This window comes from Streptomyces kryoterrae, assembly GCF_054072135.1.
Genome location: NZ_CM133358.1, coordinates 9865398 through 9878367 on the forward strand (window position 1 = coordinate 9865398; position 12970 = coordinate 9878367).

14 protein-coding genes are annotated in these 12970 nt (G+C 71.1%); 11 read left to right on the top strand and 3 right to left on the bottom strand.

What is annotated here, in order from left to right; translation table 11 throughout:
• The first annotated feature begins 30 nt into the window (after positions 1-30).
• Entirely contained in the window at positions 31-1446 is a 1416-nt protein-coding gene (locus tag ACW4TU_RS43960; RefSeq protein ID WP_457422982.1) for a family 1 glycosylhydrolase, read from the top strand.
• On the opposite strand, the gene ACW4TU_RS43965 is transcribed toward ACW4TU_RS43960, so the two are convergent.
• Positions 1425-1925, bottom strand: coding sequence for a MaoC/PaaZ C-terminal domain-containing protein (locus ACW4TU_RS43965; RefSeq protein WP_457422984.1), 501 nt, complete (start codon positions 1923-1925; stop codon positions 1425-1427). The two genes, ACW4TU_RS43960 and ACW4TU_RS43965, sit on opposite strands and share 22 nt — an antisense overlap.
• A gap of 67 nt (positions 1926-1992) precedes the next feature.
• Positions 1993-2814, bottom strand: a complete 822-nt coding sequence (locus ACW4TU_RS43970) for an enoyl-CoA hydratase/isomerase family protein (protein ID WP_457422986.1) — start codon at positions 2812-2814, stop codon at positions 1993-1995.
• Between the two features lie 134 nt (positions 2815-2948).
• On the opposite strand from ACW4TU_RS43970, the gene ACW4TU_RS43975 reads away from it, so the two are divergent.
• From ACW4TU_RS43975 to ACW4TU_RS43990, 4 genes are read left to right on the top strand one after another with little or no spacing between them, the layout of a single operon-like run.
• Positions 2949-4070, top strand: coding sequence for an acyl-CoA dehydrogenase family protein (locus ACW4TU_RS43975; RefSeq protein ID WP_457422987.1), 1122 nt, complete (start codon positions 2949-2951; stop codon positions 4068-4070).
• Between the two features lie 37 nt (positions 4071-4107).
• Positions 4108-5286, top strand: a complete 1179-nt coding sequence (locus ACW4TU_RS43980) for an acyl-CoA dehydrogenase family protein (protein ID WP_457422989.1) — start codon at positions 4108-4110, stop codon at positions 5284-5286.
• Positions 5283-5795, top strand: a complete 513-nt coding sequence (locus ACW4TU_RS43985) for a nuclear transport factor 2 family protein (RefSeq protein ID WP_457422991.1) — start codon at positions 5283-5285, stop codon at positions 5793-5795. Before ACW4TU_RS43980 ends, ACW4TU_RS43985 begins: the two co-directional genes overlap by 4 nt.
• Positions 5795-6550 carry an SDR family NAD(P)-dependent oxidoreductase gene (locus tag ACW4TU_RS43990; protein WP_457422993.1) on the top strand — a complete coding sequence of 252 codons (756 nt, stop codon included), beginning with the start codon at positions 5795-5797 and terminating at the stop codon, positions 6548-6550. Before ACW4TU_RS43985 ends, ACW4TU_RS43990 begins: the two co-directional genes overlap by 1 nt.
• Positions 6551-6773: 223 nt before the next feature.
• On the opposite strand, the gene ACW4TU_RS43995 is transcribed toward ACW4TU_RS43990, so the two are convergent.
• Positions 6774-7985: a CaiB/BaiF CoA transferase family protein gene (locus tag ACW4TU_RS43995; RefSeq protein WP_457422995.1), complete on the bottom strand. Its 1212-nt coding sequence runs from the start codon at positions 7983-7985 to the stop codon at positions 6774-6776.
• A gap of 149 nt (positions 7986-8134) precedes the next feature.
• Between ACW4TU_RS43995 and ACW4TU_RS44000 the strand changes: the two genes are divergently transcribed.
• From ACW4TU_RS44000 to ACW4TU_RS44025, 6 genes are read left to right on the top strand one after another with little or no spacing between them, the layout of a single operon-like run.
• Positions 8135-8626, top strand: coding sequence for a PaaI family thioesterase (locus ACW4TU_RS44000; RefSeq protein WP_457422997.1), 492 nt, complete (start codon positions 8135-8137; stop codon positions 8624-8626).
• A gap of 4 nt (positions 8627-8630) precedes the next feature.
• Positions 8631-9503, top strand: coding sequence for an enoyl-CoA hydratase-related protein (locus ACW4TU_RS44005; RefSeq protein ID WP_457422999.1), 873 nt, complete (start codon positions 8631-8633; stop codon positions 9501-9503).
• A 17-nt stretch (positions 9504-9520) separates the two neighbouring features.
• On the top strand, positions 9521-9976 hold the full coding sequence (locus ACW4TU_RS44010) for an FAS1-like dehydratase domain-containing protein (RefSeq protein ID WP_457423001.1): 456 nt from the start codon (positions 9521-9523) through the stop codon (positions 9974-9976).
• Entirely contained in the window at positions 9973-10395 is a 423-nt protein-coding gene (locus ACW4TU_RS44015; protein ID WP_457423003.1) for a MaoC/PaaZ C-terminal domain-containing protein, read from the top strand. The genes ACW4TU_RS44010 and ACW4TU_RS44015 overlap by 4 nt, the downstream gene beginning before the upstream one ends.
• Positions 10396-10399: 4 nt before the next feature.
• Positions 10400-11863, top strand: coding sequence for a class I adenylate-forming enzyme family protein (locus ACW4TU_RS44020; RefSeq protein WP_457423005.1), 1464 nt, complete (start codon positions 10400-10402; stop codon positions 11861-11863).
• Positions 11856-12962 (top strand): serine hydrolase domain-containing protein, encoded by a 1107-nt coding sequence (locus ACW4TU_RS44025; RefSeq protein WP_457423007.1) that lies wholly within the window; start codon positions 11856-11858, stop codon positions 12960-12962. Before ACW4TU_RS44020 ends, ACW4TU_RS44025 begins: the two co-directional genes overlap by 8 nt.
• Positions 12963-12970: the final 8 nt, after the last annotated feature.

Here is a 12970-nt window from a genome sequence, read left to right on the forward strand (position 1 = left end):
GCTGAACCATTTCACCGCTGGGCGGTAGCCATGAGCGATGGTTTCCTGCACGAATCCCTCCGTGGTGTCGACTGGGGGGTCGCCACCGCCGACACCGTCGCGACTCCGCTGCCGCCGCCGCCCGAGCGCGGCGGACACTTCCGGCAGTGGACCGACGACCTCCGGCAGCTGACCGGCGTCACCGCGGACACACATCGCATGGTCGCCGGATGGCCGCAGCTCCAGCCCGACGCTCCCGGCAGCTGGGACCAGGCTGCCCTGGACCGCTGTGACCGCGCGCTCGACTCCCTGCTCGCGCACGGGACACGTCCGAGCCTCACGCTCTTCGACCGGTCACTGCCGCCATGGCTGGACGCGGCGGGGGGCTGGCTCGCCCGCGACACCGCCGAACGCTTCGCCGAGTACGCCGCCGAGTTGGGCCGGCGCTTCGGCGACCGGGTGGAACGCTGGATCACCTCGACCGATCTGGCCGGTCCCACACTCGCCGACCACGTGGCGGGAATGTACTCACCGGGCCGGGGCACCGGCCGGGCGGGACTGCCCACCGTCCACCACATCCTGCTCGCCAACGCACTCGCGACCCAGGCTCTCGGGGCCGTCGGCGTGAGCGGCCGGATCGGCACCACGGTCACCCTCGTCGGCGGCTACGCGGCCACCGACGACCCCTACGACCGCCTGGCCCTGGAACGCCTGGAGAGCTGGACCAACCGCCTCTTCCTCGACCCCCTGCTGCTCGGCGGGCACATGGTGACCGAGGACGACGTCTCACCGGTGGAGGCCACCGGCTGCGTACGCCCGGGCGACCTGGAGACCATCGCCACCGCCCAGGACCTGCTGTGTCTGTCCTGGCACACGCCGTTCCGCGTCACCGCACCGGAGAACCTGCCCCGCGTGCTGCCGACCGCGCACTGTCAGAGCGCCCTCAACGAGGTCAACCGCCTTCTCGTGGGCCTCGGTTTCGCGATCGTCCCCTTCGAGGACGTGGAGACCACCGCCTTCGGCTGGCCGATCATCCCCGAAGGCCTCGCCGACGCCGTCGCCGGCCTGTACGAGCTGTACGGGGCGCTACTGCCACCGCTGTCCGTCGTGGACAACGGCATGGGCGATCTGGACCTGGTCGACGACACGGGCCACAGCGACGACACCCGGCGCCTGGCCCTGCTGCGCGCCCGGCTCTCCTGGCTGGCGGGACTCGTCGCGGCCGGCGTGGACGTCTGCGGCTACGAGTACTGGTCGGTCCTCGACAACCTGGAGGCCAAGTTCCGCTACACCCGCCTGTACGCGATGGCGGTCCCGGACCACGAGCCCGAGCCGCGCCCCCCGATTCCCGCCGACTGGCTGCACTGTGGCGCCTTCGCCGACACGAACGCACCCGAAGCGGGTCGCGCCACCGGTCTGCGCCTGGTGCCGGCCGAGCCGCGGGCTCACGGCGCCGGGGCCTCGTAGTCCTTGCCGCGGATCAGCCGGACCGGGGTGTAGACGAGCACGTCCTCGTCCCGCTGGTTGCGGACGGTGATCCGGCTGGTCACCACGCCCCGGCCGGGCTTGCCGGAGGGCCGCGATTCTGTGGTCTCCACGACGGCGTACAGGGTGTCGCCGACGTACACCGGCCCCTGGACCGTGAGTTCCATGTGCAGGAAGGCGAGGCCCGTGCCGTGCAGCACGTTCGTCTGCAGGACGAGCCCTTCGGCGATGCAGTACGTCAGGGCCCCCGGCACGAGTCGCCCGGTGTACCCGCCGTCCGCGGCGTGCGAGGCGTCCCAGAAGAGGGGCTCGTTGAAGCCGCCCCAGGTGACGAAGTTGACGAGATCGGTCTCGGTGACGGTGCGGCGGGCGGTCCGGAAGACCTGGCCCACCGGCATCTCCTCGTAGGTCAACCCCCGTACCAGCGGGGCGACTTCGGTGGTGGTCTGCTGCGGTGACATGCTCGGTTCCTCTCGTACGGAAGTCACGGACGGTCACGGGTGGGCGCAGGTGTTCAGTCGCAGGTGTTCACAGGTCGAGCGGGTTCTTGTCGGCCACGCCCGCGAAGTCCGGGGTGCGCTTGTCGCGGTGAGCCGCCAGCCCCTCGACGACCTCATGCCCCCCGAAGCCGAAGAACTCCAGCCCGAGCGAGGCCTCGAAGAGCGGCTGCGCGGTGCGGTACCAGTGGTTGAGGGACCGCTTGGTCCAGCTGATGGCGCTGGCCGGTCCGGCCGCCAGGGCGGTCGCGACGCGCAGGGCCTCGGCGTGCACGTTCTCGTCGTCCACGCATTTCGAGACCAGCCCGATCCGCTCGGCCTCCTCCCCGGTGAGCGTCTCGCAGGTGAGCAGGTAGTACTTGGCCTTGGCCATGCCGCACAGCAACGGCCAGCAGATGGCGGCATGGTCGCCGGCCGCCACCCCGAGGCGGGTGTGCCCGTCGACGATCTTCGCCGTGCGGGCGGCGACGGAAACGTCCGCCAGCATGCCGATGACCAGCCCCGCACCCACCGCCGGGCCGTGGATCGCGGAGACCACCGGCTTGGAACAGTTGATCACGCCGTAGACCATGTCCCGGGCCTCGCGCATCACCCGGGCGCGCACCGCGTAGTCCTCGGTCATGGCCTCGATGGAGTCGAAGGTGCCGCCCGCCGAGAACGCCCTGCCCGCCCCCTGGACCAGCACCGCTCGGGTCTGTTCGTCCCGGTCGACGACCGGCCAGATGTCGGCCAGCTCGCCGTGCATCCGAGGATCCACGGCATTCAGGTTCGGTGCGTCGAGCACGATACGGAGCACGCCGGGCGCGGGCCGCTCGAAGGTCAGGCTCGTGAACGGGGCGTAGAGATCGGTCACGTCGCGCTCCTGGTGTATTCAGTGCGGATACTATAATTATCTAACTGTATCGAGGGGTGGGCGGCAAGCAGGCCGCACGTGACGCCCCACCCAGGAACACCGACGAACTTCGCACCGAGGACGGGAAGCCCGGCATGGATCTCACCTTCAGCGAGGAGCAGGACGAACTGCGCAAGGTCGTACGGTCGTTCCTCGCCAAGCACTCCGACGAGGCGGCGGTGCGCCGCCTGGCCGCCGACCCGCGGGGCCACGACCCCGTCGTGTGGCGGCGGATGGCCGGCGAACTCGGGCTGCAGGGGCTCACCGTGCCGGAGGAGTACGGCGGCTCCGGCTTCGGCTACGTCGACCTCGGCATCGTCTTCGAGGAGGCGGGCCGGGCCCTGTTGTGCGGGCCGTACCTCGCCACCGTCGCCCTGGCCGCCGAGGCACTCCTGCGCTGCGACGACGAGGCCGCCCGTACCGATCTGCTCCCGGGCATCGCCTCGGGCGACACAGTGGCCACGCTCGCGCTCACCGAGGACAGCGGTCGCTGGGACGAGCAGGGCATCAGGCTCACCGCGGGTGAGACGGCGGACGGGTGGCGGCTGACCGGCGCGAAGACATACGTCCCCGACGGACACCTCGCCGACCTGCTCCTGGTCCCCGCCCGCACCGCCTCCGGCATCAGCCTCTTCGCCGTCGGGACAGCCGGCGCGCAGGGTCTCACACGCACCCCTCTCCCCACCCTGGACCAGACCCGCAAACAGGCCAGGGTGGAGTTCGCGGACACCCCGGCCCGTCTGCTGGGCACCGAGGGCGCGGCATGGCCGGGCCTCGAACGCACCCTCGCCACGGCCTCCGTCCTGCTGGCCGCCGAACAGGTCGGGGGAGCGTCGGCCGCCCTGGACGCGGCCGTGGAGTACGCGAAGATCCGCGAGCAGTACGGGCGTCCCATCGGCTCGTTCCAGGGGATCAAGCACAAGTGTGCCGACATGCTCATGGAGATCGAGTCCGCCCGCTCGGCCGCGTACGGCGGACTGTGGGCCCTGGACGGCGGCGACGAGACGGAGATCGCGATCACGGCGGCCCTCGCGCAGACCTTCTGCTCGGAGGCGTTCACCAGGGTGGCCGCCGACAACATCCAGGTCCACGGCGGAATCGGCTTCACCTGGGAGCACCCCGCGCACCTGTACCTCAAGCGGGCCAAGAGCTGCGAGGTGCTGCTCGGCACACCGTCGTACCACCGGGAGCTGCTCGCCGCCCGACTCGGCATCTGAGACCCCACGGAGATCAGGGAGAAAGGGAGAAGCGGAGATGGAACTGGACTTCGGCCCCGCTGTACGCGACTTCCGCGACGAACTGCGGGACTGGCTCGCCGCACACCTGGTGGGGGAGTTCGCCGCGCACCGGGGCGTGGGCGGCCCCACCGACGGCGAGGCCTGGGAGGTCCGCCTCGCCTGGGACCGTGAGCTGTCCGCAGGGCGGTGGCTGGGCGTCGGCTGGCCTCGGGAATACGGGGGCAGAGGGCTCGGGCTCCTGGAGGAGATCGTCTTCGAGTACGAGTACGCCCGCGCGAACGCCCCCTACCGCGCGACCGTCAACGCCCTCGACCTGCTCGGCCCGATGCTGCTCAGGATGGGCAGCGAGGCACAGCGGAAACGCTTCCTGCCACCGATCCTCGCCGTCGAGGAGATGTGGGGCCAGGGCTTCAGCGAGCCGGGCGCGGGCTCCGACCTCGCTTCGATACGCACCCGCGCCGAACGGGACGGTGACCAGTGGGTGGTCGGCGGACAGAAGGTGTGGACCTCGTTCGGCGTCCACGCGGACTGGCTGTACGTCCTCACCCGCACCGATCCGGAATCGGTCCGCCACAAGGGCCTGACGCTGCTGCTCCTGCCCACGGACCAGCCGGGCGTCGAGATCCGCCCCATCCGCAACCTGGCCGGCCAGGACGAGTTCGCCGAGGTGTTCCTCTCCGACGCGCGCACCGGAGCCGACATGGTCGTGGGCGAGGTCGGCCAGGGATGGCGCACCGCGATGGCCACCCTCGGCATCGAACGCGGCACCACGCTCCTGCCCCAGCAGCTCACCTTCGAACGGGAGGCCGAGGCGCTGATCGATCTCGCCCGCGACCGGGGCGCGCTCGACGACCCCATGCTGCGCCGCCGGATCGTGGACGCCTGGATCTCCGTACGCATCATGCGCACCACCAACCTGCGGACCCTCGCCGAACTGACCACCGGCCGGACTCCGGGCGCGCAGGCCACGACCGCGAAACTCTACGCCTCGACCCGGCATCAGCAACTCGGCCACCTGGCGCTGGAGTTGGCCGGGCCCGCCGGACAGATCGTCGGCGAGGACTACGGCCTGGACACACGGCAGCGGTCCTTCCTGCTCTCCCTCGCGGAGACGATCTACGGCGGGTCGAGCGAGATCCAGCGCAACATCATCGGCGAACAGCTCCTCGGTCTGCCGAAGGAGCCCCGCCCATGACGCCCGTCGAGGAGCGCATCGACCGCATCGAGTCGCAGTTGGCGATCCAGCAACTGCCCATCCGCTACGCGCTCGCCGTCGACGCCCGGGACCTCGACGCCTGGGTCGACTGCTTCCGGCCCGACGTGGACATGGGCCGGCACGGCCGCGGACGGCAGGTCCTGCGCCGGCACATCGATCCCCTGGTGCGCGGCTTCCACCGTTCCGTCCACCAGATCTGCGGCCACCGTGTCGAGTTCACCGGCCGTGACACGGCGACCGGCGCGGTCTACTGCCGGGCCGAGCACGAGGTCGGGGACCGGTGGATCGTGATGGCGATCTGTTACCGGGACGACTACGCGCGCGTGGACGGCGAGTGGTACTTCTCCCGGCGCCGTGAGCAGCACTGGTACGCGGCGGACGTGACGGAGCGCCCCCAGACGGTGGGCTTCAACGGCTGGGAGGGATCAGGAGAACCGGCGCTGCCCGAGGCCTTCCCCTCCTGGGCGCCCTTCTGGAAGGAGACGTGATGACACGGTTGTCCGGGAAGACGGCACTGGTCACCGGGGGAGGACAGGGAGTGGGACGCGGCATCGCGCTCGCCCTGGCCGCCGAGGGCGCGTCCGTGGTGATCACCGGCCGCACCGAGAGCAAGCTGAAGGACACGGCCGGCGAGATCACCGGGCGCGGCGGACGAGCGCACATCGTTGTCGGGGACGTGGGGGAGCGGGACGACGTCGACCGCATGGTGGCCGAGACGGTACGGGAGTTCGGCGGCCTGGACGTACTCGTCAACAACGCCCAGTCCTCCGTCCAGCGCCGACTGGAGCGGACGTCGTACGACGACATCGAACTCACCTACCGAAGCGGCCCGTTGGCCACGTTCCACGCGATGCAGGCGGCCCTGCCGCATCTGAGGGCGAGCCGCGGCAGTGTCGTGAACCTCGGGTCGTCGGCCGCGGTGCAGGGAGAGGTGACCTTCGCGGCGTACGCGATGGCCAAGGAGGCGGTCCGGGGTCTGACGAAGGTGGCCGCGCGGGAGTGGGGGGTGTACGGAATCCGTGTGAACGTCGTCTGCCCGGCGGCGCTGAGCCCGGCGGCGGAGATGTACTTCGCCGATCACCCGGAGAAGGCGGCGAGTGTACTCGCCGGCATCCCGCTGGGGCGGATGGGCGATCCGGAGGCGGACATCGGCCGTGCGGTGGCCGCGCTTGTCAGCGACGACATGGCGTATCTGACGGGGGCGACGCTGATGCTGGAGGGCGGGCGAACACTGCTCGGCTGAGTCTCGCCCCCGGCGCCCAGTCCCGTCCCTGGGGGCTGCGCCCCCAGACCCCCGCTTCGGCCCTGAAGGGGCCTCGTCCTCAATCTCCCCCAGAGGGGGGACCCCCAACGGGCTGAAAATCAGCCTCTCCGGCGTTTGAGGAGCGGGGGTTCGGGGGCAGCGCCGCCGATGGGGGTCCCCCCTCTGGGGGGAGGGACGGGTAGGGGCGGCGGGGGCGAGAAACTCACACCACCCCCCGGCCCCGCAGCCCCGTCAACTGTTCCTCCGTCACCCCGGCCAGCCCGAGAAGCACCTCGGCCGTGTGCTCACCCAGCGCAGGCGCCGCGGCATAGCCCCCAACGGGAGTCGCCGTGAACCGAATCGGATTCGCCAGCATCGGCAGCCGCCCGGACACCGGATCCTCGACCTCGACCAGCATCCCCCGATGCTGTATCTGCGGGTCGGCGAAAACCTCGGGCATCTCGTTGAACGGGCCTGCGGGGACGTCGTGTTCGTCCAGCACGGCGAGCCATTCGTCCCGCGTCCGGGTCCGCAGGACAGCCGCCAGCACGGGCAGAATCTCCGTGCGGTGGGTGATCCGCGCGGACGTCGTGGCGAACCGCGCGTCCTGGAGCAGATCGGTGCGGCCGGCCGCCGCACAGAACGCGGCGAACTGCTTGTCGTTGCCCGCGACAAGGAAGAGCGGTTTGTCCGCGCACTGGAACGCCTGGGACGGGATCCCGCCGTACCCGCCGTTGCCACGCCGCTCCGGAACCTCTCCGGAGACCAGGTAGTTCATCGCGAAGTGCGACAGCGAGGCCAGACCGCAGTCCAGCAGGGACAGGTCGATGTACTGGCCCTCGCCGGTCGCGTCCCGGTGCCGCAGGGCCGCGAGCACGGCCGTGGAGGCGTACAGCCCTGTGAGGATGTCGACCATGCTGACGCCGACCTTCATCGGCTCCTCGGGGTGCCCGGAGACGCTCATCATCCCGGACATGGCCTGGAAGATGCCGTCATAGCCGGGGCGTGCGGCATACGGCCCGGTCTGGCCGAAGCCCGTCACCGACAGGTACACCAGCCGCGGGTTGAGCTCGCGCAGACTCTCCTGGTCGAGCCCGTACTTCGCCAGTGTCCCCGCCCGGAAGTTCTCGACCAGCACGTCCGACCGCGCGGCGAGCGCGCGGATCAGTTCCTGCCCCTCGGCGGTGGCGTGATTGACCGTGACCGACCGCTTGTTGCGGTTGCAGGCGAGGTAGAAGGCTGCGGTGTCCGTCCGGACGCCCTCGGGCCCGGGCGCGAAGGGCGGGCCGTACGTGCGTGAGTCGTCCCCCGTTCCGGGCCGCTCGACCTTGATCACCTCGGCCCCCAGGTCGGCCAGCAGCTGGGTGGCCAGCGGCGCGGCGAGGATGCGGGACAGATCGAGGACACGGATCCCGGCCAGTGCGGTCGACGGCATCGAGGCGAGCCTCCCTGTGTGACTAACAGTAGAATGAGTTAGATAAATCATACATCCATCGCTCCTCTCTGGTCCGTACGATTGCCCTAACTAGCTGATTCATGTAACTATATCGATCGGCTGACAGGCCGAGACCGGAGGGCGTGCTGATGACCGTCGCGGCGAGGACCCTCACCGACCAGGAGCAGCGTGAACGCCGGACGTGGTTCAGGGCCCGCTGGGAGCGCGGGGTCGCCTTCAACCGCCTCTGCCGCATCCGCGTGACGCGCTGGGACCCGGACGCCGTCGAGATCGAGCTTCCCTACGCCGAGTCCCTCTCCGCCCACGAGGGCGTCTTCCACGGTGGAGTCATCTCGGCGCTCATCGACACCGCGGGCGCCGGAGCCGTCATCGCCGGGCACGACTTCGCGAAGGGGAGTCTGCTCAGCACGGTGTCGATGTCGGTGCAGTTCCTCGCGCCTGCCCGGGGACGGGAGGCCGTCGCCTACGCACGCTGTGTGCGGCGTGGGGGCCGGCTGCACTTCGCCGACGTCGACGTGATGACCGACGGACGCATCTGCGCGCGCGGGCAGGTAGTGGTGACCATCTCCGGGGAGCGGCCGGGCGTCGGCGACCCCATCGAACCGCTGGACGAGGAGTGACGTGATGCCCGGAAAGCCCCTGGTCCCTCCGCAGGACCTGGACCCGGATCTGGATCTGGTGCTGTACGAGGTGGACGAGGACGGCGTCGCCACCGTCACCCTCAACCGGCCCGAGCGCAAGAACGCCTGGAGCCTCCCCATGGAGCGCCGCTTCTTCGCGCTCCTGGACGAGGCCGCGCACGATCCGGCCGTCCGCGTCGTGGTCGTCACGGGCGCGGGCCGGGCCTTCTGTCCCGGGATGGACGTCCAGCGCCTTGAGCAGAACGCCCAGCCCGGCCAGTCCCTCAACCTCCAGGCCCGCGTGCCCATGTACAGCAGGCGCGACATGCCGAAGCCGATGATCGCCGCCGTCAACGGTGCCTGCGCGGGCATCGGCCTGGTCCAGGCGCTCATCTGTGACGTCCGCTTCGCCGCCCGCGGGGCCCGTTTCACCACCGCCTTCACCCGGCGCGGCCTGGCCGGCGAGTACAACCTGCCGTACGTGCTGCCGCGCGTCATCGGCCTGGAGAACGCGCTCGACCTGCTGCTGTCCGGCCGTGTCTTCGACGCCGACGAGGCCAAAGACCTCGGCCTGGTCAGCCGCGTCGTCGAACCGGAGGACCTGCTCGACGCCGCCCGCGCCTACGCCCGGGACATCGCCCGCAACTGCTCCCCGCGCGCCATGGCCGTCGTACGCCACCAGATCTACGGCGATCTCGACCGCACCTTCACCGACGCCCTCGCCCGCTCCTACTCCGCCATGGAGTTCTTCGCGGGCTCGCCGGACTTCCGCGAGGGCGTGGCGAGTTTCGTGGAGAAGCGGGAGCCGAAGTTCGAGGGACTGCCTCCGGACTTCGACCCGGACGAGGCCACCCGCGACGCGTTCCTGCCGTACTGACCGAGGAGCACACGAACATGACAGGGCAGCCGTTCCCCGTAGAGGCCGGGCACATCATGATGTTCGCCCGCGCCATCGGCGACGAGAACCCCGCCTACCAGGGCGAGACCGCGCTCGCACCGCCCACCTTCACGATGGCGAGCGCCCACTACGACCCTGAGTACCATCTGCGGCCCAAGCCCGGTGAGGAGTGGTTCGGGTCCGGCGCGGGCCCCGGCGAGATGGCCGAGGGCGCCGGCGGGCTGCACGCCGAGCAGCACTTCGAGTACCACCGCCCGGTGCGGGCCGGCGAGACCCTCCAGGCGCACAGCGTCCTCGGCCGCAGCTGGGAGAAGCAGGGCCGTAGCGGCCGGCTGCTCTTCAGTGAGCGGATCACCGAGTACCGGGACGCGGACGGCCAACCGGTCGTCAGTGCCAAGACCGTCGCCGTCGTACCCGAGGGCCCCGCCACCCGAAAGGAGGACGTCCGATGAGCCTGAGCGCGGACGACGTCAAGGTCGGCGAGACCCGCGAGAGCGTCCTCGTCGACGACCTCAAGCGCACCCGGATCGTCCAGTACGCGGGCGCGTCCGGGGACTTCAACCCGCTGCACACCGACGAGCGGTTCGCCGTCGACGCCGCCGGTTATCCCGGGGTCTTCGCCCACGGGATGCTGACGATGGGGATGACCGGCCGGGTCCTGACCGACTGGGTCGGCACCGAGTCGCTGCTCCGCTTCGGCGTGCGCTTCAAGGCCCAGGTCTGGCCCGGCGACACCCTCACCGCCACGGCCACCGTCGAGTCGATCGAGGAGACACCGGCCGGCCCGGTCGCCCACTTCTCCCTGCGCACCCTCAACCAGGACGGCGCCGAGGTGGTCACCGGCACCGCGGCGGCCCGCCTGGAGCCCTGAGCGGATGGCCGCCACGCAGGAAGGAGCGCAGGCGGCCACCTGGACCGCCATGGTGAGCCACGCCTACGACCATGCCCGCCCCGCCGTCCGGTTCGGCGACCTGACCTGGACCGGCCGCGAACTCCTCGACCGGGCGGCCGGCGCCGCCGACTGGCTGGACACGCTCGGCCTCGAACCAGGCACACCGGTCCCGGTGTTGGCCGCCACCTCCGCCGACGCGCTCGCGCTGGTGATCGGCGGCGCCGGGTCCGGGCATCCGCTCGCGCCGCTCGGCGTCCGGATGACATCGCACGAGATCGCGGCGGTGGTCAGGGCCACGAGCTCCGAAGTCCTGCTGGCGCAGCCGGAGTTCGCCGGCCTCGGCAGGCAGGTCGCCGAACTGTCCGGCCGACGGGTCGCCATCGTCCCCGAACCGCACGACAGCACACGGGAGTTGGCCGCCGCACCCGAAGAACTCGCGGCGGTACTCCACACCTCCGGGACCACCGGTCTGCCCAAACCCGTCTCCATGACCCAACAACGCCTGGCCGCCCGGGCACGCGTCAACGGGCGGCTGTGCGCGCTCGGCCCCGACAGCTTCTACGGCGGCAGCGCGCCCTTCCATCACATCGCCGGCCTCGGCAACATCGCCGTCGCCCTGGCCGCGGGCGCGCTGGTCACCGGACTGCCCCGGTTCACCGTCGACGGCTGGGGCCTGCTGAGGGACCTCGGCACCACGCACACCAGCATGGTCCCGGCGATGCTGGAGACCCTGCTGGCGGCCGGACAGGCCCGTCACGAAACGCTGCGCACCCTCCAGTACGGCGGCGCACCCGTCCGCCCCGCCACCCTGCGCCGGACGTACGAGGCGATGCCCGGCGTCCGCATGCTCAACATGTTCGGCCAGACCGAGGGCTCGCCGATCAGCGTGCTCACCCCCGAGGACCACCGGGAGGCGGTCGCGGGACGCGCCGAACTGCTGCGGTCGGTGGGACGGCCCGCCCCCGGGGTCGAGGTCAGGGTCCACGGCGTGGGCCCCGACGGCATCGGCGAGATCCACGCCCGCGCCGACCATCTCTTCAGGATCGACGCCGAAGGCTGGCTGCACAGCGGGGACCTGGGGCGGGTGGCGGAGGACGGGTATCTCTACCTCCTCGGCCGGCACACCGACATGATCATCCGGGGTGGTGAGAACGTCCACCCGCTGGAGGTCGAGACGCTCCTCGCGGCCCACCCCGGCGTGGCGGACGTGGCGGTGACCGGTGTTCCGGACGAGCGACTCGGCCAGACCGTGGTCGCCTTCGTCGTGCCGGCCGACCCCGCCGCCCCGCCCCGGCCGGAGGCGCTCCGGCACTACACCCGCGCCCGGCTGTCCGGGTTCAAGGTCCCCGTCCGCTGGTGGTTCGTGGACGACCTGCCGCGCAACGCGAACGGCAAGGTCGTACGCCGCCGGCTTCGGGAGCCGTACGAAGGAGGAACAAGTGCCTGACCACGTCGACGAAGTGGACCCGCGGCGACTCGACGTCCTCCTGCGCCGGATCCGCCGGGAGGTCGAACACGGCCCCCTGCCGTCCGCGCAGGTCGCCGTCGCGCAGGGCGGCCGGCTGGTGGCCTTCGAGACCTACGGTGACGCCGGCCCCGACACCCGGTACGTGCTGCAGTCCGTCGGGCGGTCGATCGTCGCGGGCGTGGTGTGGAAGCTGATCGGAGAGGGGCTCCTGGACATCGGGGAGCACGTCGCCGCGATCATCCCGGAGTTCGCGCCGAACGGGAAGGAGACGGTGACGGTCGAGCAGGTGCTCACGCACACCGCCGGGTTCCCCTTCGCACCCCTCGGCCACCCGAAGATGCTGGACCGCGAGCAGCGTCTCGCCGCGTTCGGCCGCTGGCGGCTCGACCACCCGCCCGGCAGCCGCTTCCAGTACCACCTCACCTCGGCCGCCTGGCTGATCGCCGAGATCGTCGAGCGGCGCACGGGCCTGGCCTTCGCCGACTATCTGCACGAGAAGGTCGTAGGGCCGCTGGGACTGTCCTCGATCGAACTCGGGGTGCCGGTGGACCGTCAGACGGGCAGCGTCGCCCCGATGCTCGCCACCGACCGCACCAGCGCCGAGCAGGAACCCGACCCGTGGGGACCTTGGTATCTGTCGGACCCGAAGGTCCTGGCGGCCGGAGAGCCCAGCCACGCCCTGGTCGCCACCGCCGCCGACGTCGCGCTGTACTTCCAGGCGCTGGAGCACTCGGGTCTGTGGAAGCCGGGCGCGGTGGCGGAGGGCACCCGGATCCGGTTCACGGAGTACCCCTACGGCGAGCAGATCTACGGCGGTGGCGGCAACCGCCGTACCAGCATGGGCCTGTTCGTCACCGTGGCCGGGCCCGACGCGGGCAGCAACCTGCCGTCCACCGGTTCGCCGGCGCTCTTCGGCAGTGCCGGAGCCGCCTACCAACTGGGCTTCATGGACCCGGAGTCGGGCCTGTCGTTCGCCTGTCTGAGCAACGGCTACCCGCTCGCCGGCTACGATCACTCACCGCGCGGGACCGCTCTGCTCTCCGACATCGCGAACCTGGCGGCGGGCCTGGTCCCCTGACCGGGCCC